We start from the raw sequence: 21,417 nt of genomic DNA, 5'->3' as shown, positions 1-21,417 counted from the left end.
CCGAGCTGATGGGTGGCGAATTGATCCTGGCCAATTATAATGGCGGGGGTCGGGTTACACTCAAGCTGAGGAGGTGGGAGGATGAAAAAGATACTGGTTATTGATGATGAGAAATCCGTACGTTTGATGCTTGGTGGGATGTTAAAAAAGCTTGGCTTTGAAACGGAAGCAGCAGAAAATGCAGAAAGAGCCTTTGCACTCTGGCGGCAACAACATTTTGATGCTGTTTTTTGCGACTTGCGTTTGCCGGATAAAAACGGTATTGAGGTGGTGCGGGAGTTACGAGCTCAGGGTTTTGACGGTGCACTTCTGGTAATTACGGCCTATGGTACAATTGAAACTGCCGTTCAGGCTATTCAGGCAGGAGCTGATGACTTTCTGACCAAACCACTGTCTGGTCCGGAGCAGTTACAGACCGTATTAAATAAAGCATTGGAACGCCGTAAACTGTTGCGTCGGGTGCAAGCGGAAAAATACCGGGATGGGGTTCCGGAGTTTATAGGAGTGGACCCTTTGAGCAGGAATCTTTTAGAGAAAATCAAGGTAGTTGCCCAGGTGGACACAACCGTTCTGTTGACTGGCGAAACGGGAACAGGCAAAGAAGTAGTGGCCCGCCTCTTACATGCATTCAGTCAACGCAGGGATGAACCCTTTCTGGCGGTCAACTGCGCGGCGTTGACGGAAAGTTTACTGGAAAGCCAGCTATTTGGGCATGAAAAAGGGGCTTTTACCGGTGCCCAGCAGAGTTATCCCGGTTTATTGCGTCTGGCTGATGGTGGAACCCTGTTTTTGGATGAAATCGGAGAATTGCCTTTATCGTTGCAGGCCAAACTGCTTCGGGTTTTGCAGGAACGGGTTGTAATGCCGGTAGGAGGAGTGAAGGAAATCAGGATTGATGTGCGCCTGGTGGCGGCCACTAACCGGGATCTTGCGCAAGAAGTAGCCGCTGGACGTTTTCGGGCCGACTTGTATTATCGTTTGAATGTGGTTCAGCTCACCATACCACCATTAAGGGAGCGGAAAGGGGATATTCTGCCTCTGTTGCAGCATTTTTGTGTCAGGCAGGCGGCCAAACTGGGCAAGCCGAAGCCGGAATTTGATGAGGAATTAGAGGCCAGGGCGCTGGCATATTCCTGGCCGGGGAATGTGCGGGAATTAGCGAATGTGGCTGAACGATCCATGTTGTTTTGGGACGGGCGTCAGGAAACCTTTGATCTTGATTTGCCGGTTCTGCCTGAAACTGGTGAAAGTGAAGTAAATCTTTACCGGTTAGAACGTAAGGCCATAGAACGGGCACTGGTCCTGGCCGGGGGTAACAGGAAAAAGGCAGCGGCTTTATTAGGGATCAGCCTCAGAACTTTATACTATAAAATGCAAAATTATTGCATTAAATAGTGCAATTTTTGCAATTTAAATCCACTAAAACCGCCTTTGTTGGCGGTTTTTTGTTTGGCACGGTTTTTGCCTTATATTCTGGTGGAGGTGGTTTGAATGCAGAAAACACAATTATGGCGCAGACTGATTCTCACGAGCATGGTAGTTTTGGCAGCCTGGCTGGGCCTTAGGCACCAGTTAGTAGGAGGTGGACCAAAGGGAGCGGCCCCCCTTGATTCGTTTTGCCCTTTTGGGGCGGTGGAAACAGCTGCAACACTGGCAGTCAGCGGCACCTTTATAGAAAAAACCAACTGGTCAAATCTGATTTTATTTGGTGGCCTGGTTTTATCTGCTTTCCTGGCCGGTAGCTTTTTTTGCGGCTGGCTCTGTCCGCTGGGAGCATTACAGGATTTCTTTGCCTGGGCAAGCAAAAAAATATTTAGGCGGCAGCTGGAACTCGGGAGAAACCTGGATCATATTTTCAGTTATGGACGTTACCTGATGTTGGTAATAATTGTGGTTGCTACCTACTACGCAAATGAACTGGTTTTTGAAAGTTACGATCCCTACAAAGCCTTCTTTCACTTCAAGTTTGAGGATTATATACCTGTGCTGGTAATTGGCCTGTTTATAGCTGGCAGTATGGCCATATCACGCTTTTGGTGCCGCTATCTGTGCCCCCTGGGCGGTCTGGTGGGATTATTTAACAAACTGGGTTCATTACGACCCGGTCGTAAGGCTGAGACCTGTATTAGTTGCCATCGCTGTGATCGGGTTTGTCCGACAGCGGTAAAAATAACTGAACGGGAAAAAATAACAGATTCATCCTGTGTCAGCTGTCTGAAATGTGTAGATGCCTGTCCTGTACCGGAGACACTGACCATAAAGAGCAAGGGTTTATTTCTGGTGCTGGGGTTATTGGCTTTTTTCCTGCCACCCCTGATTACACAGGTGACAGGGATATGGCAGTCTACTCCGGTTGCTGCCGAAATAGAACAAATTAATGATCCGGCTCAGATTAAAGGGTGGATGACACTGGAAGACGTTGCCCGGGCTTTCGGACTGGATAAAAATCAGTTAGCAAGGGAATTGGGGTTATCCGAGGCGGAGACCGGCGAGCATCTAAAGGAAGTAATGGCGGAAAAAGGCAAAGATATGGATTACCTGAGAGCCTATATTGCTGAAAAATTGAAGGAAAAATAAAATTTAGTAGTTCCTCTCGCAGGGGTAGAGCATAAGATGAATTAAAACTCCTACCCTGCGGGAGGTATATTTTTATGTTTTACTGGCCCTATTATTGGCTATATTGCTGTTACAAACAACCCAATCAGCAGCCAGTCTGTCCGCACCCCACTCCTGCTCCCACGCCTTCATTGCCTGAAATCACAGAAGCCATTGAGCAATATTTGAACAGTCCGGAAGGTAGACAGCAGTTGAGCAAAATAGCGGAAGAATATATCAGCAAACCGGAACAACAGACCCGCATTCGCAGCTGGCTGCGAGCCAATTTGCCGGAATTATTGAAAAGCCCGGCTGTCCGCAGTGTGTTACGGGAAATAGTAAAGGATATATTGAGTGAAGGGGAACCCCTTGGTTGATGGCAAACAGGTGCGCTGGCACCTGTTTTTTGTTTGACGTTAATTATTTCCATCACAAATACAAAAAGTATTGACATAGATAAAAGAGTTGAATATAATAAACTACGACAAATACATATACCCAGTAAGGGTATAACGAAAAGGAGGTAGATTTTGGTGAAAGTATCGAGACGAGAATTCCTGAAAAGAAGCCTGACTGCCGGCGTGGCGGGAGCCATGGTTTTGAGTCAGGGCCCCCAGCAGGCCAATGCTGCGAGCGGAGAACAGGGTTATGGCACTGTCATAGATTTGACTAAATGCACCGGTTGCGGTGTTTGTGTTGACGCCTGCCGGAATGCGAACCAGCATAAATTCCCTGAGCCGAAAGGCCCTATTCCGGTAAACTGGCCGACCGGAAAATTTGAGGACTGGTCCAAAAAGAGAAGTATTAAAGATCGTTTAACTCCGTATAACTGGACTTATATTCAAAAAGTAAAAGTTAAACATCAAGGGCAGGATGTAGAGATTAGCATTCCGCGGCGCTGTATGCATTGCGATAACCCGCCCTGTGCTAATCTCTGCCCCTTCGGTGTCAATAACAAAACCCCTGAAGGAGCGGTAGTGATTGATGAAAATGGTTGCTTTGGCGGTGCCAAGTGTCAGGCTGTTTGTCCCTGGCATATTCCTCAGCGGCAAGGCGGAGTGGGGATTTATATGAAAGTACTGCCCGGTCTGATTGGAGGCGGGGTCATGTATAAGTGTGATCTTTGCCTGGACCGGGTGAAAGAAGGCAAACAGCCTGCCTGCGTGGAAGCCTGCCCGCACGGAGCTATCAGTTTCGGGCCCAAGGAAGAAATGCGGAAATTGGCTCATCAACGGGCTGAAGAAATTGGCGGTTACATCTATGGTGAAAAGGAAAACGGAGGTACTTCCACTTTCTATGTATCTGCCGTACCTTTTGAAGAAATCAATAAAGCCCTGATTGAACAAGGGGTAGCCGATCCCGAAAAACCCGGCAAACCTGCAATGCCGGTAAAAGTGAAAAATGCTTCCGATGATCCGAAAGAGGCTATGACCAGTATAGCCATTGCTCCTGTGGCCGGTTTGGTAGCGGCCGGTATTACCGCCTACAAAACCTTAACCAGGGAGGGGAAGTAAAATGGCTATTTTGCATGAGGAAGGAAAAGTTATACGTCACAAACTGGCGACGCGCATAATTCACTGGCTGGTGGCTCTTTCTACCTTTACTCTGTTTTTTAGTGGCATAATGCAGATGCCAATGGCAAAACGCTATGGGATAGCTTCTATCCCTGGTCTGCAATGGTCGGCCAATTTTGCTCTGACCTTGAAAATCCATTACTGGGCGGCAGCGGTATTGATTTTTGCAGCTTTCTATCATCTGGCTTTGATGATTATTCTCAAAGAATACGATATCCTGCCCCGGCGAGGCGATTTAAAGGAATCCATTCATATCATCAAATGTATGTTAACCGGGCAACCGGAACCGGAGCATGACAAATACCTGGCAGAACAGAGAGTTGCTTATGGCTATATGGCCATAAGTTTTGCCCTGATCATTATTACTGGTGCCTTGAAGGTCTACAAAAACATGCCGGGAGTGGACTTGAGTCCTGATACTGTGTGGTGGCTGGCAACATTGCATAATATCGGTACTGGTATGCTGGCTTTTGGAATTGTAGCACACCTGGCCGCTTTTCTGATCAAGGAAAACCGCCACCTCTTGCCCAGTATGCTTAACGGAAAAGTCTCATTAGAATACTGTTTGCGGCGGCATCCCTTGCGGATGGCCAAATTGATGGGAATGGGAAAAAAGGAAGGCGCTTAAGAGAGTATAGAAGGGAGAGGAATGAGGATGAGCAAAGTGAAGGTGTCATTTTTACCCGACCAGGTAACAGTGGAAGTGGAACAGGGAACCAGTCTTCTGAAAGCAGCTGCGGTGGCGGGAATCAGTATTAAAAGTACCTGTGGCGGGGCCGGGACCTGTGGCAAATGTCTGGTTCAGGTAAAGGAAGGAGAGGTGCGGGTGGACAGTACCCGCAATCTTTCACCGGCCCAGCAGAAACAGGGAATAGTCCTGGGGTGTCAAGCTTTTGCAATCAGTGATGTGACAGTAGAAGTGCCGGCTGATTCCCGTTTACGCCGGCATCAGGTACTCATTGGAGAATTGGAACAACCTGATCTGAGGGATTTTCCCTTTGAACCTTTACTGCGTACAGTAACTCTGGATTTAACTCCCCCAACCTTAGATGATATCACCGTAGACAGCCAGCGTTTGCTGGCGGCTCTGGCCGTACAGGGATATCAGCCGGTACATTTGCCCTTGCGTTTACTGCAGCGTTTGCCGGAAGACCTGCGGACTGCTATGTGGAAAGTGGATGTAATCATGACCCTTACTGATTGCGGCTGGCAGGTAATAGCGGTGGAACCAAACAACCCCGGCAAGGAACGCTTTGGTTTAGCGGTGGATATCGGCACCACTACAGTGGTAGTCAGCCTGCATAATCTGGCTAACGGCCAAACAGTGGCCAGGGCTGGCACATATAACCTGCAGGCCCAGTATGGCGATGATGTGATCAGTAGAATGATTCACGCTACGGAAAACAAAGACGGACTAACAGAACTGCAGCAGGCAGTTGTCAAGACGATTAATGATTTGATCCGGCAAATTGAAAAAGAAACCCAGATCAATCGGGAAGATATCTATGGTCTGGTAGCAGCGGGCAACACTACCATGTCCCAATTGTTTCTTGGCATTTCGCCCAAATACATTCGTCTGGAACCCTACATTCCAACTATATCCAGCGTGGCGGCAGTAGATGCCGCTGAGATCGGCGTTAAAATTCATCCCCGGGGCATGGTCTATTTGATTCCATCGGTCGCTTCCTATGTCGGGGGAGATATTACTGCCGGGGTACTGGCTACCCGTTTGACTGATGCGGAGGAAATCACGCTTTTTATTGACATCGGCACCAATGGAGAAATGGTGCTGGGCAATCGGGACTGGCTGGTGACCTGTGCCTGTTCCGCCGGTCCGGCTTTCGAAGGGGGCGGTATCACCTTTGGCATGCGGGCCATGGAAGGGGCCATCGAACGGGTGAAAATTGACTCCTCTACCGGAGAAATTGAGTACAAGACGGTGCAGGATGCCAAACCGATTGGCATTTGCGGATCAGGCTTAATCGAGTTGCTGGGCCAGCTGCGCCGGGCCGGTCTGATTGACCGTACCGGCAAGTTCACCGACCAGGTCCAAACTGACCGGCTGAGAGAGCGGGACGGAGAAAAGGAATACGTATTGGCCTGGGCCAAGGATAGTGGCAGCGGCAAAGATATTGTAATAACTGAAAGCGATATCAAAAACCTGATCCGCTCTAAAGGAGCCGTTTATGCCGGAGTGCGCAGCCTGTTAAGGGCGGTGGACCTGCCGCTTGAGGCCATCGACCGTATCTTCATTGCCGGCGGTTTTGGCCATTATCTCAGCATTCCGGAAGCGGTAGAAATCGGCTTGTTGCCCGATGTGGAACGAGATAAGTATGCTTATGTCGGCAATACTTCCTTGAAAGGGGCGCAATTGGCCTTGTTGTCGGTCTCTGCCTGGCATCGTGCTCGGCAGATCGGAGAAATGATGACCTATATTGAACTTTCTGCCGGCAATACCTTTATGGACGAGTATGTTTCAGCTTTGTTCCTGCCCCATACCGATCTGACCCAGTTTCCATCAGTGAAAGGATGATGACTATGCTGAAAAAAATTTTCCACTGGCCGGGTAAAAACCTGGTTTTAGCTATACCGATTGTTTTACTGATCGGGTTTATGGTAGGATACCAGTGGGATACTTCCTTTTTGAAAAAATATATCCTGGTGGCAACGGTGTTAATGATCTATCCCACCATGATCGGCTTTAAAATTAAAGAAGCTTTTGACCTGTCCCACTGGCAGGTGCTAGTGACCAGTTTACTGCTCAACTTTATTGTAATTCCCGGTATCGCATATATACTTGGCAAAACCCTGCTCACCAATGAACCGCTGCTGTTTGCCGGCCTGGTGCTGGCTTCCCTGTTGCCCACCAGCGGTATGACCATTTCCTGGACCATGTTGTTTAAAGGCAATGTGGCGGCGGCGGTAAAAATAACTGCTATCAGTTTGATTTTAGGTAGCCTGCTGGCGCCCTGGTACTTGCTGGTGATGGTAGGCAAACTTATTCCCGTTAATGTCCAGCAGACTTTCATTACAATAGCTATAGTAGTATTTTTGCCTATGTTACTGGGGAATATCACCTATCGCTGGCTGATGAAAAAATACACTCAGCAGGAATTTCAGCAAAAAATTAAACCCATTTTCCCCAGCGCCAGCGTGTGGGCTATGCTGTTTATCATTTTCTCTTCCATTAGCATGAAGGCAAAAATGATTGTAGAAAACCCCGGGCTGATTGGGCAGGCTCTAACGGTACTGGCAGTCTTTTACCTGTTGAATTTCTTCCTCAGTACTGTAGTGGGCAAACTCTTATTAAAACGCAATGATGCAGTAGCCCTGGTCTATGGGACGGTAATGCGCAATCTGTCTCTTTCCCTGGGATTAGCAGTGACTACCTTTGGTCCCAAGGCAGCCCTGATTGTAACCCTGGCCTTTATCCTGCAGGTGCAGGGAGCTGCCTGGTATGGCAAAATGGCGGAAAAACGGCAATGGCTGGGTAAGCCCCAGACAGCATAATCAAGATTGGAGGTAATGGGAGATGGAATGGGAAAAACTGAGCAAAGAGGAACTGCTGGAGCGGCTGGCTAAAGCCAAAGAGGAACTGGAAGAAGTGGAAGAAGAACGGATGTTTGTTCTTTCTCAAACCGGTCTCCACGTGTCCGGTGGTACCGTAAGGAAATATGAGGAAGAAGTTAACCGTTTGCGGGAGCTGGTGAAAGCTATTGAAGCCAGATTGGCACAAATGTGAGATACGGGGCATAGGTATTTATTGACGGCGAAAGAGATGATTAGTATAATTAAAGTAAGAGTTGGAGGTGATACCTATGCCAAACTATGATTTTCAATGCCTGGAATGTGGACATAAATTTACCAAACTGGTTCCTCTGCAGGAAAAGGATAATGTTCGCTGTCCTGAATGTGGCGGACATGTGAAACAGCTGTTTGGTAGTTTTGGCTTTGCTGTTAAAGGCGGCAGCGGCTCCTGTTCTTCTTCCTCTTCCTGCGGTTTTGGCGGATTCAGTTGAGGTTAAACCAGGAGAACCGGTGGTTCTCCAGCAGGGAGGCGGCGGGTTCAAACCCGCCGTTCTTTCTAAGCGGCCCTACATAATAGGGGGTGGTTATATGAAAACTAATAATGCTGAACAGGAGATAAAGGAACTGGAAGCCCGAATAGCTGACCTTAAGAAGCGCTGGCCAGCCCATTCTCTGCGTCCTGCCATGGTACAAGAACTGGAAGAGCTGGAGGAAAGGCTGGAAGAGCTAAAAAGGGAGAGATAGAGCATGACCCATCGCTTTGACCCAAAACAAATGGCCAAGCTGGATAGTCCGGTACGACGGCAAATTTTACCCCCGGAACTGGTAATCAGCAAACTTCCGCTGCTGCCAGGTCAGGTTATTGTTGATTTTGGCTGTGGCAGTGGTTATTTTACTGAACCACTGGCCCGACAGGTTGGTTTGAATGGAAAAGTTCTTGCAGTAGATGTGGCTCCGGAAATGCTGGCAGCGACCCGTGAGAGATGTGATCAGGCAGGCTTGCTCAATGTGGAATATGTACAGACAGATGGGGTAAATCTGCTCCTCCCACAGCCAGCTGATGGGGTTTTCCTGGCCAATGTACTGCATGAGATAGAGAAACCGGTAGAATTTTTACAGCAGTTAGCTGCTGTAATGACTACTGCTGGTTGGCTGGCTATTGTTGAGTGGTTGCCCCAGCCTATGGAATGGGGGCCGCCCCTTTCTGAACGGCTAACCATTCAGGCTATTTATGAGCTGGTAGAAGGTAGCGGTTGGGAGTTGTTGTGCTGGGAAAAATTACCGCCAGCCCATGGGCTGGCCATAGCGAGGAGGAAATAATGATGATTGATTTAGGGATCAGCAAAAAGGTTTCAGGGGAGTTCAACCAGGTAGAGGAAAAAGTCAGAACAGCTTTACAGAACAATGGTTTTGGTGTGATTACCGAAATAGATGTTAAAGAAACTCTCAAGAAAAAGTTAGATGTGGACTACAGGAATTATAAAATTCTGGGGGCATGTAATCCGCCTATGGCTTATAAAGCTCTATCCCTGGAGCCTGCCATCGGTCTGATGTTGCCCTGTAATGTGATTGTGGCAGAAGAAGATGATGGCATTCTGGTATCGGCTATCAACCCCATAACTATGATGGGGATCATGAACAACGAAGGTTTACTTGAGGTAGCTACCCAGGTGACTGAAAAATTGCAAAAGGTGATTGCTGAAGTTTAAGGAGGAGATAACCATGGCAGAGCAAACTGTTATACAAATTTTTGGGTCCCGCATTGCCAGTGCCTGTTTTTCCGGTGGTTGAGGGCCATCCATATCTCCGGAGGAGATAGCTTACTCGCTGGATCGTGATTTCCGTCGTCTCTATGACAACCGGGTGATTGTGAAATATATCGATGTCGATGATGACGAATTGGATGAATATCCGGAAGTGGAAAAACTGGTAAAAGATAACCAGACTCCCTTGCCCATTGTGGCAATTGATAAAGAACCCTTATGGGCGGGATATATTTTCTATCCCTATATCGTAACTGAACTTAATAACCGGGGAATTAAACCTACGGCTAAATAGCAAAAAGCGCCCCTGCGGGGGCGCTTTTCTGTTATAATATTCATGAGGTGAGGAAATGAGAAAACAGTGGTTTTTATTCAGTTTAGGCCTCCTGGTGATGATTTCAGTTGCCTGGTACTTATCCCGTCAGGCCGGGGGCCTGGCCGGTGCCTGGCTGTTTGGAATCATTTTTGGTTTTACGCTGCAGCGCAGCCGGTTTTGCATGGCCAGCATGCTCAGGGATTATTTTCTGTTCGGTTTTAAGCAACCTGCCCGTGCGCTATTTTTGCTGATGCTAGTCACTACAATCGGATTTACTATTGTGAGGGTATGGCGGCAAGCGACCGGACATACGATTGTCGGTTACTGGGAGCCCTGGGGATGGGGCACGGTGATTGGCGGCCTTTTGTTCGGCCTTGGTATGGTGTTAGCTGGAGGCTGTGCTTCCGGTATGCTGATGCGCATGGGGGAGGGTTATGCCATGCAATGGCTGGCCTTTATCGCCTTTCTGCTTGGTACCGGGCTGGCTGTCTGGCTCTTTCCCTGGTGGCAACAGGCCTTGAGGGCTCCTGTCGATTTGGCTACCCGTTTTCCTCTTTGGGGCCTGGCCACCACACAAATTGCGGTCTTGACTCTGATCTGGTATAAACTACGGGGGGAGTAACTATGGCGGAAATATTTTTGGAAGCCTGGGGGGAAATGTGTCCCCTGCCATTATTAAAAGCGGAAAAAGAATTGAAGCAGCTTAAGCCGGGAGATTCGCTGGTTTTGGAAACAGATCACAGCTGTACAGCCCGCACCTTTGAAAACTGGGCTCGCAAGCACCAAGTGGTTTTGGAAGTGGAGGAAGTGGAATGCGGCGTATGGCAAATTCGCATCACCGTCCCTGGTACAAACGGGATTGGCCCTACTGGGCAGGCGCAATAGTATTGGCTATAGCCAATACCTTAATGCTGGCAGTTTATGCACAACCCTGGCGCATTACAACTGCCCTGGCGGGCTGGTGGGGAGCGATTTTAGAGAGCATAGGTTTCTCGCCAATTAGCTGGAGTTACTACCAGATTGAAGGGATGAAGCCTACTCTCAGTCAATGGGTTGCCGGCTATTTTGGTACCTGGCTGGTGGCCGGCATGGTTCTGGGATCTTTTCTGTCCAGTACTCTGGCGGGTCAATGGCGATGGCGGTCCATGGCCAATAGAACTATGGCGCTTCTCGCCCTGATTGGCGGCGGTCTGATGGGGCTGGGTGCCCGCCTGGCTTCGGGATGTAATGTGGGGGCTCTGGCCAGCGGAATTCCCTCTTTTTCCTTGCACTGTTACCTGTTTCTGCTGGCCGTAACGGCAGGAGCCGCCGTCGGAGCTTATCTGTTGCGCCGCTGGTTTGCTTAACAGAAGACCCGCTGGGCGGGATCAGATAAGAAATTCAGCAACAGCTTAACGCCAGGTGTCAATTTGGTTTGTTCCTTAGTGAGCAGATAAAAATAGAGCGGCATGTTGAGGCCTTCCAGCGGGAGGGCCTTTACTGTTTTCGTGCGGATTTCCCGCCGCATGACCGAACGAGGCAAAATGCTGATACCCATCCCTGCTTCCAGAGCTGATTTGATAGCCGCGATACTGTTTAATTCCAGGGTTTTTGGCAAGGCTTCAACACTGAGTCCCAGCTGTTGCAGATAATAGTCTATGGCAGAGCGCAGGCCGGAGTTCCGCTCTCCAGTAAGAAAAACTGCTCTTAATAAGTCCTGGGCGGTTACCTGAGCTGTTCCGGCCAGAGGGTGTTCAGCCGGTACGGCTACCAGCAGTTCGTCCTGGCCACAGGCATAATTGGTCCAGCCGGGATAGGTAGTGGCTCCTTCCAGCAAAGCCAGTTCCAGTTCGCCGTCAGCAAGCAATTTCACGATTTCTGCGGCCCTTTCCCGGCGTACTTTGACACAGTATTGTGGGTATTTTTCTTTAAAAACATATAAGGCACAGGGCAAGGGAAAGTCTGCTACCAGTGTGCTGGCCCCCAGTAAGATCTGTTCCTCACATTTTTGGGAGTAAACATTCAATTCCTGCAGCAGCTGTTTTGCTTTTTCCAGGATCTCCTTACCATGTTCATAGACGAGAAAACCAGCGGGTGTTAGCATCAGCTGACGGCCCTGACGGTTTAGGAGCTGGACGCCAAGAGTTTCCTCCAGTTTTTTTAACTGGGCGCTGACTGCCGGTTGTGACATATGCAACAATTTGGCTGCGGCGGAAAAACTGCCCTCTTTGACAATGGTAATGAACAATTGAATTTGATGTAAGTTGAGCATAATATGTCCTCCTAATATATATAAACGTTTGGTTATAATTCTATCAAAATAACGAATAAAAGCAAGGCAGGAAATAAAAATAGTAGAGCGAATTATAAAAGTGAACACAAGAACTAATAGAAACCAAAACGGATTGTGTTTCTCTGAACAAGTGAGAGGAGGAGCGATTATGCTACAAAAAGCCATGACACGCCGCTCGTTTCTAAAAACTACGGCGGTCACCGGGGCCGCCCTGGCCGCTTCGCAGTGGCTAAGTTTCGGCGATTGGCTGACAGCAGCGGAAAAAGCAGAAGTGGTTGTTAAGCCGACGCTGTGTAATGGCTGTTCCAGCCGCTGTGGTGTGCTGGTGCATTTAAAAAACGGCCGGATCTGGAAAATTACCGGCAATCCTGACCATCCGGCCAGCAAGGGTAAGGTATGCGCCCGCGGACAGGGGGTGGCCAGCTGGGTTTATCATCCGGACCGTTTAACACAGCCGTTGAAACGGGTCGGGGATAACAAGTTTGAACCAATTTCCTGGGAACAGGCCTTTAAAGAAATTGGCGAAAAGCTGCAGGAAATCCGGCAGAAATACGGTGGAGAAACTATTTTCTATGCTCACAACCCCAAGGAAATCGGTGAGTTTTACGGGGAACGGCTGGCCTATGCCCTTGGTACTCCTACTATCCTTTCTCATCATGTGATGTGCAGCCTGAACCGGGATGTAGGCATGCAGTGGACGTTGGGTGGAGTTCCTTCGGCCGATGTCAGTAAAGCCAAATATATGATTTTTATCGGCCGTAGTTACGCTGACGGGATTAAACCTTCTTCCATTTCTGCCCTGCTGAAGGCCAAGAGCAAAGGGGCCAAGATTATTGTCATCGACCCCCGTTACAACAGCACGGCGCCCCTGGCCGACAAGTGGCTGCCGATCAATCCTGGTACCGACCTGGCTTTCCTGCTGGCTATGGCGCATGTAATCATTCGGGATAAGCTTTATGATGAAGAATTTGTCACTAAGAATGCTGTCGGTTTCCCGGAATTTGCTGCAGCCATGGCTCAGTACACACCGGCCTGGGCGGAAAAAATCACCGGCATCAAGGCTGAGACCATTGAGGAAATCGCTACCGATTTTGCCAAAGCCAAACCCAAAGCTTTTATTGAGCCAAGCTGGAAAGGGGGCTTTGGTTGCAGCTATCAGAACAGCACCGAAACAGCCCGGATGGTGGCCCTGGTCAATGCCTTAATCGGCAATATCAACCGGCAAGGCGGTCTTGTTTTTGGCGCCAAACCGAAGCTGGGCAAATTAGATCATACCAAATTCCCGGAACCGGAAAAACCGAAAGTCAGACGTCTGGATGAAGTTGGTGAAAATGACACTTATCCATTAGCTTTGCCGTCCAAAGGCATTATTCAACTGGTAGCGCAAAAAGCCAAAGAAGGCAAAGCCAAAGCAGGAATTGTTTATCACTTCAACCCAATCCGCAATGTGCCAGATCCCCAGCATATGATTGAAGGGTTTAAGAATCTGGAATTGCTGGTTGTTATCGACATGTTCATGAGCGAAACAGCAGAGCTGGCTCACTATGTGTTGCCAGAACCCACTTATCTGGAACGGACAGAACTAGTGGAGCCGCAAAAAGGCTGGGTCCCGGCTGTGGCTATCAGAGCTAAAGTTATGGAACCACTGCACAAAGAAACCAGGCCTTTTGATGAAATCGTGACCGGGATTGCCAAAGCGGCTGGAGTTGGCCAGTATTTCAACTTCACTCTGGAGGAAGTTAACCGGATTATGCTGGCCGGAGCAGGCGTTACTTTGGAACAGTTGCTGGAAAAAGGAGTTATCAGCTTCAAAGACCAGGAGATGCCGGAAGGTTTCACAGAACTGAAAACCCCCAGCAAAAAAGTGGAATTTGCTTCCCAGGCCTTTGCCAAGGCTGGTTTCAGCGCGGTGCCCCGTTGGATCGAGCCTCTGGTCAAACCCAATACTGAACAGGGAGAATTTCGGTTGTTGCACGGCAAGCAGGGTATTCACTCCCATACCTCTACTGCCAACTTGCCTGTACTGCTGGAAATTACCAAACAGTATGACATGGAAAGGCTGTGGATACCGGCTAAACGGGCCAAAGCGCTGGGTATCAAAGATGGTGACTGGGTTATTGTCGAGAACGATCGCGCCAAAGGGCGGATCAGGGCTAAAGTAACAGAACTTTTGCATCCTGATGTTGTATACCTGCCCGGCCATTATGGCAGTTTTGCCAAAAAGATGCGTTATTCCAAAGGCTTTGGCATCAGCATGAACGACTTTATTAAATACATGATCGAACCCATGTCCGGAGCCGTCAATGCGATGGAAGTGGTCGTCAAAGTCCGGAAGGAGGCGTAAGACATGGCACGTTACGGGATGTTAATCGATACCAGGAAGTGTGTAGCCTGCTTTTCATGCAAAGTAGGCTGTCAGATGCAAAATGAACTGGAACCGGGTCAGGCTTTTACCCGGTTAGAGCAGAGAGAAAGCGGGGTGTATCCCGATGTCCGGGTGGAAAATGTCTTTATCCAGTGCCAGCATTGTGAAGACGCTCCCTGTGTCAAAGTTTGTCCCACCACTGCCAGCTACCGGCGGCCTGACGGTGTTGTCCTGGTTGACCCTGACAAATGTATCGGCTGTAAATACTGCATGGTGGCCTGTCCTTACCAGGCCCGGATCCAGGATGAGAAAACCGGGGTGGTGGAAAAGTGCCGTTTCTGTATTGAACTGGTGGAAGCGGGCGGTGAACCCCACTGTGTAACTTCCTGCATTACCGGTTGTCGGATCTTTGGGGACCTGGATGACCCCAAAAGTGAAATCAACAAGGAAATCATCAAACGGGGAGCCAAACCGCTCCGGCCTGATCTGTGTACAAAGGCCAAAATCTTTTACGTGAGGTGAGGACTTTATGGCATGGGGAACGATCATCGCAGCCTACCTCTTTTTAGCCGGGGTTAGTGCCGGCGCGTTTCTGACGGCAGTTAATGCTCCCCGCCTGTGGCCGCGGGGTAAGTGGGAGGCTTTGACTAAAAGCGGCATTTTACTGGCAATACCCTTAATTGCTCTTGGTTTGTTGTTACTGGTATTTGACGCTGAAGCGGGCTTGAAAGCGCCCTGGCGCTTTTTGTACCTCTTTTTGAACTTCCCGGGTTCAATGATGACCAACGGTACTATCATCATCTCCCTGTATATGCTGGTACTGCTTTACTGCGGCTGGCTGGTATGGAAAAAGCAAGAATTGCCGCGCTGGCTGGTAACAACCGGCAACCTGCTGGCGCTTGGTACAGCTGGATATACGGGCTTGTTGATCGGTGTAGTAAACACTGTTCCTCTCTGGAACACGGCAGTTTTACCGGTGTTATTCCTGGTTTCTGCGCTGTCGACGGGGATGGCAGCAGCCGTTATCACTGCCCTCTGGCTGGATGGTGGAATTATTGGTCAGCTGCAGGGTATGAAAAAAGTGCACCTGGGTCTGCTGATTGGAGAGTTGATTTTGCTGTTTTTCCTGGTTTATGTAACCGGCACTTCTTCCGATGTAGCCCGGCAATCGGTAGATTTGCTGTTGACCGGCAAATTTGCTGCTCTCTTCTGGGGTGGACTTATCGGCCTGGGCCTGGTACTGCCTCTACTCATTGAATGGTGGGAAATGGGCAATGCTAAACATGAAAACAAAGCTTTGACTGTCTTAAGTGAAGTGATGGTACTGTCTGGAGGATTTATTCTGCGCTACCTGATTCTTGCCGCAGCCCTGCCGGTTAATCTCCTCGGTTAGGGGGATGAAAATGAACAGTGAAATATGGTTTGAATTGGCCGATGCCCTGAAGGAGCCGGAAGACTGGAATTACCGGGACGATTATCTGGAAGCCTTTGTTCATCCTAAGACCAGGATTATCCCCGTGGAATCCCTGTTTCGGCCCTGGAGCGAAGGGGAGAAAACTGAACTCCCCTTCGCCCGGCAAAAGGGCTATCTTTTATCAGATCGGGCCCTGCATATGAGAGAGCTGTTAAATCAGTATGGACTGGAAATACCGCCAGAAATGCAGGAGACCCCGGATCACCTGATAATCGAGCTGGAATTTCTGGGCTTTTTGCTGGCAAACGGAAAAGGGGAGGAAGCAAAAGCCTTTGTGGGGGAGCATTTGGACTGGGTACCGGAATTGGTAGAAGCAGCCAGAAGAAGGTTGCCGGTGGACAACCGGTATCTGAGAGTTCTGCAGGAGGTTGAGGCGAAAATCAAGGAGAGCTTTGTGTAATCGAGCGCCCTGTACAATTTTGTACAGGGCGCTTCATGATTCGCTTTCTTTTTCTTCTTGTTCTTTTTCTGGTTTTGGCTCAGGCTCGGGTTGCTCTGGCTCAGATGGAACTTGATCCTGTAAACTATCGGGCGACTGCTGAGGTTTATGTTTGTCAGATTTTGTTTTTTTATTTAATTGCTCTATAAATTCTGGTTTTTGCTGTTGTTTTGATCCTGTTTGGGTCTGTGCCTGAGGCTGCTGTAAATCTTCTTTTTTCTCGTCATCATCGTCTTCAGCAAAGATGCTTTCATTTTCATCAGCCTGGATGTCTCTGATACTGTGTTTTTTCATATCTTCAATATCTAATTTTTTACCCCTGGCTTTCAGGCGCTTCCAGGTTAGATATTTGCCTACGGAAACCTGTTGTTTGTCAGCCTCTTCTTTGTCGGCAGGTTCGGCTTCCAGAGCAATGGCTTGAGCAGGAATAGCTTTCGCTTTGATTTTTTCAGCTAGTACCAGTTTCACCCGCTCTTTAGCCACGGTAGGTTTTACCTTATTTTTCTTAACTACCGTCAGAGTGGTTACAATCAGATTTTGTTTATCTCTGGGCAGATAGTTGTTCTTTGCAGCTAGGTCGAGGATTTGATCCAGGGCTTCTTCCCAGGTTAAGCCTTGCAGTTTGGCTTTGGCAAGCAAACGCTGACCATCAGGGTTTAAACCACGGGCCGAGAGAATACGGCCATCTTCAGTCAGTCCTAGCTCAATACTGGGGTTGATGTCAACAGTAAGAAAGGCGACGGGCTCAGCCTGAGCTATCTGGACTTTCTCTTTAAGTTTTACTGCCGGGGGCTGGTTGACTGTCTCCTGGACATGATTCTGCTGTGGCATTAATTTAAGAGCAGCCAGCAGGAAAAGGAGGGCGAAAGCAGCTGCCAGGGTACTTAGAGCCCAGTTAGGCCAGGACAGGGAAGAGGCAGGAGTGAAAATGATTTCCTCACCGGGATTAACCTGGTGATTTTTAGCCGGTATCCGGTGAAAATCTCCGTCCGGGGTTAGGACAATCAAATATTTGCCATCGCGCTTGACTACCATGCCTTTAATTTTGGCTTTCATTCCTGCTCCCTCTCTTCCAGTTGTAACAGTGGTTTGAGATAATAGATTAAGTGAACAAACTCCGTTGCGTCATGTAGAATCAAAGCCACAGCAATCAGATATTTGCGCCCCTTTTCCAGGGTCTTCAGGCTGACACCGCTCACTTCAGCCAGCTGCTTCGCGGGCACAGTTTTTTTCTCCAGCAATTGTTGAAATAAGGATTGATTTTGGGCCAGGTAGCGGGCAGCTTTGACTAATGCCTGTTTGGTATCCCTGTGCCTGGGGGCTGAGTCCACCAGGTCATTAAAGCTAATGGCGAATGGTCGAAGTTTTTCTTCCAGCAGGGCCAGTTCCAGTCCGCGCTCTTCCGCCAGGGAACGGGCTTGATACTGGGCCAGAGAAAGTTGCAGTTCAGCGGGACTGAAATCCTCTTCCTGTTCGTTTTCAATATCCAGACTGAGATGCTGGTGCCGCTGTTCGGCCCGCAGCCAGTCCAGCAGCCGGCTCCGGATTACCAGAGCGGCAAAAGGAAGAAAGGGAGTACCCTTTTTCTGTTGAAAGCGAAGTATGGCTTCATCAAAGGCGGTCAGTGCAATATTTAGTTCCTCATCTACTCCCCAGTTTAGAAAACGCCCTACTGTCTGACTGGCTATTTTAACAATAAATGGTTGATATTCCTGCAAGAGCTGTTCCCTGAGTTGACGATCCCCTTGCTGGGCCCGGAGTACCAGTTCCTCCATCTTTACACCTCTATGGCTTTTTCTTTATATTATACGATAGAATTTAAATTTTTGGGGGTTAAATTAATGGCAAAACGTTATCGCGGCCAGGGCGGAGTCAGTACAGTCAGGCCTGGAGGCCATCCGGAGGAAGTTTTTTTAAAAATAAAAATAGCTCCAGGTTGTATTCGGTACCTGAAAAATATTCTTGAAGGATATGAGCATCTGGCGTTTATGGTACCTTTAAATGGGCGGGAAGGGATTGTGGCCCTGCATACTACCAGCAGCTTGAAAAACAATTTAATCGCTGTTCTGGAAAACTTACCCTTTCCTGTGGTTTTTCTCTATGATTAGGAATAGCGAAAAATTATTTTGATATTAGCAGGAAAATCGGCCTGGCATAGCGAATTAGCTTATATCAGATTGTTCAGTTAAGTACAAAAGAGGTGGCCTCGATGTTTAACCGGATGGAACCATGGTTAAGCCCCCTGCCCTTACATAAAGGGGATATGATCGATTATGAATATCGTTATGGTTTCCTCTTTAGGGGAATGGTAGCAGGGATTACAACTGTTCTGGGCTGGTGGCATACCAATGGCTATGGCTTTTCGCTAGTTGGCGCTTTACTGTTGTTGTTGTTGTTAAATGTTTTTTATTACCTGGCCTTACGTCAATGTTATCGCATTCGCCTTATCTGGGGTATGCGGCTGTTAATTTCCCTGACCATGTTACTCTGGGTCTGTTATGTGACGGTCCTGCCAGGCATGTTAAACTTACAGGCGGCATTGTTGATGGCCGTCTTACTGGAGCTGGCCATGGCCCAACCGGGGCTGATGGAGTTTGTTTTACTGGGGCTGGGAGGCCATCTGGCCTTTGTGGCAGCCCACTGGTGGCGGGAAGGGAACTTACTCTTTTATGCGAGTAAAGAGTTCTGGGCCACCATCATCGTTGTGTCTTTCTTTTACCTGGGAGTTTTGCTGGTGATTCGACGCACCTGGTGGCCGGAGCGTTTGCTGAATCAAGCGGATAATTATGCCGGTTTTTTGAACCGAAAATCTTTTATGCAAATGGCAGAAAATAAAATTCAGGAAGCGGAAAAAACGGGTGAAGAGCTGAGCCTGGTTCATATCGATTTGCACGGTTTGGATGAAATTGCGGCCCGCTACGGGGTAGCTATGACGGAGATATTTTTTCGCACCATCATCCAGGACAATCAACGCCAGCGCTGGGGTATAATGGGGCGATGCGGTTATCAGCGCCTGGGTTTGCTGGTGGAAGGAGATTATCAGCAGGCCCGGAACATGGTAGAGAGATTTTTTCAACACCTGCGGGAAAAACACCAATTCTTTTTCGGCGAAGAAGATGTCTTTGCTCAGGCGGGACTGGCTTCCTACCCTCAACACGGCCATGCGGTTTTTCAATTGATTGATTATGCTGATCTGGCCCTGAGCTATGCCGGGCATCAACCCTGGGCCATCCAGGTTTATCATGGACTGGGGGACTGCTGTTCCAATTTGTCAGCACGCCGGTATATAGGCCATCTTCAGACTTTGCTCAACCGGATTAAGGATTATGATGAAGAACTATACTGGCATTCGGTCAATGTCGCCCAGTATGCCGCTTTTCTGGCCTGCTTGCTGGGATTACCTGCTCCAGAGGTCAATCGTATACGCCTGGCCGGTTTACTGCACGACCTGGGCAAAACCAGCTGGAGCAGGGAACTGTTTTTGAAAACGGGGAATTTAACGGAAAAAGAGTGGCAGGAGATCAAGGAACACCCTCAACTGGGCTGGCAGCTGATTACTGAAACCACTTCCTGGATTCCCGATGAAATCCGATATGGGGTACTTTATCATCATGAGAATTTTGATGGGAAGGGGTATCCTAAGGGTTTGGCCGGGAAAAATATCCCTCTGGTAGCCAGGATTATTGCTGTGGCTGATGTCTATGATGCCTTGCGGGAAGAACGGCCTTATCGGCCCAGCAAGAACTTAAGTGAGGCCTTACGGGAATTAAACAGGATGGCCTACCAGCGGCTGGATCCCTATCTGGTAGAGTGTTTTATCCAGCAAATCAACGGGCTGGAAAAGGATTTGCCGCGCAAACTGACAACGAACACGGTAGAAGAATGGATTCGCATCACATTTTGTCATAAAAGTGCTTGACACCTCCCGCTGGAGGTGTTATATTTTTAGCAATAAAACAAACTAAACAAATCGGAATTATAGGAATAGGGGGAGTGGTCATGGCATTGGTGAATCGAGTTTTAAAAGGACCGGAAAGGGAGGAGGCTTTGACCCGGCTGGAGAAAGCCGAGAAGATTCTGCTGGGGGCCAAAGAGTTATCGGATCTGGAAATGCTGGCAGTAGGGGCTTTTTCACCCCTAACCGGCTTTATGACTCAGGAGGATTATCGGCGGGTGGTGGCAGAAATGCGCCTGGCCGACGGGCAAATCTGGAGTATGCCCATCACCCTTTCGGTTTCAGCGGAACAGGCGGCCAGCCTGAAACCCGGGCAAGAAGTGGCTCTGGTGGGTGCCGACCAGACTATCTACGGGTCATTGCAGGTGGAAGAAGTTTACAGCTATGATAAACGAGAAGAAGCCCGGCAGGTTTTCCGCACCGAAGATGAGGCCCATCCCGGGGTAAAGCGCCTGTATGAGCAGGGAGAATATCTAGTCGGGGGACCTATCTGGCTGGTAAACCGGCCCAGACCTCAGTTTCCCGATTTTCACCGGGATCCCGAGGAAGTGCGGGCAATCATCCGTTCCCAGGGCTGGCAAACGGTGGTTGGTTTCCAGACCCGCAATCCGGTCCACCGGGCCCATGAGTACATCCAGAAATGCGCTCTGGAAATAGTGGATGGCTTGCTCTTGCACCCATTAGTAGGAGAAACCAAGGCAGATGATATTCCTGCCCATATTCGCATGGAGAGCTATCAGGTGCTGCTGCAAAAGTACTATCCCCAGGAGCGGGTGCTGCTTTCAGTGCTGCCGGCAGCCATGCGTTATGCCGGACCCAGGGAAGCAGTTTTTCATGCTCTGATTAGAAAAAATTACGGCTGCACCCATTTCATTGTCGGTCGAGACCATGCTGGAGTTGGCAATTATTACGGTACTTATGACGCCCAGCTGATTTTCCGGGAATTTAAACCAGAAGAACTGAGAATAACCCCCCTTTTCTTTGAGCATACCTTTTACTGCCGTGCCTGTGGCAATATGGCATCAAGCAAAACCTGTCCCCATGGTCGGGAAGAACATGTAGTATTGAGTGGTACCAAAGTACGAGAGATGCTCACCCGGGGAGAAGTGCCGCCACCGGAATTCACCCGGCCGGAA

General features: G+C 48.9%; 27 protein-coding genes. 24 read left to right on the top strand and 3 right to left on the bottom strand.

The features are described 5' to 3' along the window. From ULO1_RS15385 to ULO1_RS04965, 17 genes are all read left to right on the top strand, one after another. Positions 1 to 104: hypothetical protein (locus ULO1_RS15385; protein WP_200806934.1), on the top strand; the 104-nt coding region annotated here is incomplete at its 5' end. Continuing rightward, positions 82 to 1,395 carry a sigma-54 dependent transcriptional regulator gene (locus ULO1_RS05040; protein WP_079907780.1) on the top strand — a complete coding sequence of 438 codons (1,314 nt, stop codon included), beginning with the start codon at positions 82 to 84 and terminating at the stop codon, positions 1,393 to 1,395. The genes ULO1_RS15385 and ULO1_RS05040, both read left to right, overlap by 23 nt. Before the next feature lie 96 nt (positions 1,396 to 1,491). Continuing rightward, positions 1,492 to 2,577, top strand: a complete 1,086-nt coding sequence (locus ULO1_RS05035) for a 4Fe-4S binding protein (protein ID WP_079933092.1) — start codon at positions 1,492 to 1,494, stop codon at positions 2,575 to 2,577. 74 nt (positions 2,578 to 2,651) lie between these two features. Continuing rightward, positions 2,652 to 2,972 (top strand): hypothetical protein, encoded by a 321-nt coding sequence (locus tag ULO1_RS05030; protein ID WP_078665094.1) that lies wholly within the window; start codon positions 2,652 to 2,654, stop codon positions 2,970 to 2,972. 156 nt (positions 2,973 to 3,128) lie between these two features. Continuing rightward, a complete protein-coding gene (locus tag ULO1_RS05025) occupies positions 3,129 to 4,109 on the top strand; it encodes a 4Fe-4S dicluster domain-containing protein (RefSeq protein ID WP_242947900.1) in 981 nt (326 codons plus the stop codon). 1 nt (position 4,110) lies between these two features. Beyond that, positions 4,111 to 4,797: a formate dehydrogenase subunit gamma gene (locus tag ULO1_RS05020; RefSeq protein ID WP_079933090.1), complete on the top strand. Its 687-nt coding sequence runs from the start codon at positions 4,111 to 4,113 to the stop codon at positions 4,795 to 4,797. A 27-nt stretch (positions 4,798 to 4,824) separates the two neighbouring features. Further along, positions 4,825 to 6,702, top strand: coding sequence for an ASKHA domain-containing protein (locus tag ULO1_RS05015; protein ID WP_079933089.1), 1,878 nt, complete (start codon positions 4,825 to 4,827; stop codon positions 6,700 to 6,702). A gap of 5 nt (positions 6,703 to 6,707) precedes the next feature. After that, positions 6,708 to 7,679, top strand: a complete 972-nt coding sequence (locus ULO1_RS05010; protein WP_242947899.1) for an arsenic resistance protein — start codon at positions 6,708 to 6,710, stop codon at positions 7,677 to 7,679. A gap of 22 nt (positions 7,680 to 7,701) precedes the next feature. Further along, entirely contained in the window at positions 7,702 to 7,911 is a 210-nt protein-coding gene (locus ULO1_RS05005) for a hypothetical protein (RefSeq protein ID WP_078665090.1), read from the top strand. 76 nt (positions 7,912 to 7,987) lie between these two features. Further along, the gene (locus tag ULO1_RS05000) at positions 7,988 to 8,188 is read left to right on the top strand and encodes an FmdB family zinc ribbon protein (RefSeq protein WP_079906554.1); all 201 of its coding nucleotides are present in this window, start codon (positions 7,988 to 7,990) and stop codon (positions 8,186 to 8,188) included. Between the two features lie 97 nt (positions 8,189 to 8,285). Next, positions 8,286 to 8,441, top strand: a complete 156-nt coding sequence (locus ULO1_RS04995; RefSeq protein ID WP_078665088.1) for a histidine kinase — start codon at positions 8,286 to 8,288, stop codon at positions 8,439 to 8,441. Positions 8,442 to 8,444: 3 nt separating this feature from the next. Further along, the gene (locus ULO1_RS04990) at positions 8,445 to 9,017 is read left to right on the top strand and encodes a class I SAM-dependent methyltransferase (RefSeq protein ID WP_079933088.1); all 573 of its coding nucleotides are present in this window, start codon (positions 8,445 to 8,447) and stop codon (positions 9,015 to 9,017) included. 2 nt (positions 9,018 to 9,019) lie between these two features. Beyond that, a complete protein-coding gene (locus ULO1_RS04985; protein ID WP_200806932.1) occupies positions 9,020 to 9,406 on the top strand; it encodes a DUF302 domain-containing protein in 387 nt (128 codons plus the stop codon). A 160-nt stretch (positions 9,407 to 9,566) separates the two neighbouring features. Next, positions 9,567 to 9,755 (top strand): hypothetical protein, encoded by a 189-nt coding sequence (locus ULO1_RS04980; protein WP_078665086.1) that lies wholly within the window; start codon positions 9,567 to 9,569, stop codon positions 9,753 to 9,755. Positions 9,756 to 9,810: 55 nt separating this feature from the next. Continuing rightward, complete coding sequence (locus tag ULO1_RS04975) at positions 9,811 to 10,398, top strand: YeeE/YedE thiosulfate transporter family protein (protein WP_079933087.1); 588 nt, start codon at positions 9,811 to 9,813, stop codon at positions 10,396 to 10,398. A 2-nt stretch (positions 10,399 to 10,400) separates the two neighbouring features. Further along, positions 10,401 to 10,661: a sulfurtransferase TusA family protein gene (locus tag ULO1_RS04970; RefSeq protein WP_078665084.1), complete on the top strand. Its 261-nt coding sequence runs from the start codon at positions 10,401 to 10,403 to the stop codon at positions 10,659 to 10,661. Continuing rightward, positions 10,589 to 11,122 (top strand): YeeE/YedE thiosulfate transporter family protein, encoded by a 534-nt coding sequence (locus ULO1_RS04965; RefSeq protein ID WP_078665083.1) that lies wholly within the window; start codon positions 10,589 to 10,591, stop codon positions 11,120 to 11,122. Before ULO1_RS04970 ends, ULO1_RS04965 begins: the two co-directional genes overlap by 73 nt. Here the strand turns inward: ULO1_RS04965 and ULO1_RS04960 are convergent. Further along, complete coding sequence (locus ULO1_RS04960) at positions 11,119 to 12,027, bottom strand: LysR family transcriptional regulator (protein WP_159071841.1); 909 nt, start codon at positions 12,025 to 12,027, stop codon at positions 11,119 to 11,121. The two genes, ULO1_RS04965 and ULO1_RS04960, sit on opposite strands and share 4 nt — an antisense overlap. Positions 12,028 to 12,196: 169 nt before the next feature. Between ULO1_RS04960 and ULO1_RS04955 the strand changes: the two genes are divergently transcribed. Genes ULO1_RS04955 through ULO1_RS04940 form a run of 4 tightly spaced genes read left to right on the top strand, consistent with a single transcriptional unit; the run spans position 12,197 to position 16,287 of the window. After that, entirely contained in the window at positions 12,197 to 14,392 is a 2,196-nt protein-coding gene (locus ULO1_RS04955) for a molybdopterin-dependent oxidoreductase (protein ID WP_079933086.1), read from the top strand. Positions 14,393 to 14,395: 3 nt separating this feature from the next. Beyond that, positions 14,396 to 14,935: a 4Fe-4S dicluster domain-containing protein gene (locus ULO1_RS04950; RefSeq protein WP_078665080.1), complete on the top strand. Its 540-nt coding sequence runs from the start codon at positions 14,396 to 14,398 to the stop codon at positions 14,933 to 14,935. Positions 14,936 to 14,942: 7 nt separating this feature from the next. After that, positions 14,943 to 15,806: an NrfD/PsrC family molybdoenzyme membrane anchor subunit gene (gene nrfD / locus ULO1_RS04945; RefSeq protein ID WP_079933085.1), complete on the top strand. Its 864-nt coding sequence runs from the start codon at positions 14,943 to 14,945 to the stop codon at positions 15,804 to 15,806. 10 nt (positions 15,807 to 15,816) lie between these two features. Next, the gene (locus tag ULO1_RS04940; RefSeq protein WP_159446829.1) at positions 15,817 to 16,287 is read left to right on the top strand and encodes a molecular chaperone TorD family protein; all 471 of its coding nucleotides are present in this window, start codon (positions 15,817 to 15,819) and stop codon (positions 16,285 to 16,287) included. 33 nt (positions 16,288 to 16,320) lie between these two features. Here the strand turns inward: ULO1_RS04940 and ULO1_RS04935 are convergent, their stop codons facing one another. Next, entirely contained in the window at positions 16,321 to 17,382 is a 1,062-nt protein-coding gene (locus ULO1_RS04935) for an anti-sigma factor domain-containing protein (protein WP_079933083.1), read from the bottom strand. Then, on the bottom strand, positions 17,379 to 18,101 hold the full coding sequence (gene sigI, locus ULO1_RS04930) for an RNA polymerase sigma-I factor (protein WP_078666356.1): 723 nt from the start codon (positions 18,099 to 18,101) through the stop codon (positions 17,379 to 17,381). The genes ULO1_RS04935 and sigI overlap by 4 nt, the downstream gene beginning before the upstream one ends. A 66-nt stretch (positions 18,102 to 18,167) precedes the next feature. Here sigI and ULO1_RS04925 point away from each other — a divergent pair, with 66 nt between their 5' ends. The 3 genes from ULO1_RS04925 to sat all read left to right on the top strand — a co-directional run. Further along, complete coding sequence (locus ULO1_RS04925; protein ID WP_159071843.1) at positions 18,168 to 18,434, top strand: DUF4911 domain-containing protein; 267 nt, start codon at positions 18,168 to 18,170, stop codon at positions 18,432 to 18,434. Positions 18,435 to 18,535: 101 nt separating this feature from the next. Further along, complete coding sequence (locus tag ULO1_RS04920; RefSeq protein ID WP_079933082.1) at positions 18,536 to 20,245, top strand: HD domain-containing phosphohydrolase; 1,710 nt, start codon at positions 18,536 to 18,538, stop codon at positions 20,243 to 20,245. An 80-nt stretch (positions 20,246 to 20,325) separates the two neighbouring features. Next, positions 20,326 to 21,417, top strand: a 1,092-nt coding sequence (sat, locus tag ULO1_RS04915; RefSeq protein ID WP_143325412.1) for a sulfate adenylyltransferase, incomplete at its 3' end; no start/stop codon positions are given.

Origin of the sequence: Carboxydocella sp. ULO1, from assembly GCF_002049255.1 — a bacterium.
Lineage (GTDB): Bacteria > Bacillota.
This window is presented reverse-complemented; position numbering and strand designations above follow the sequence as displayed.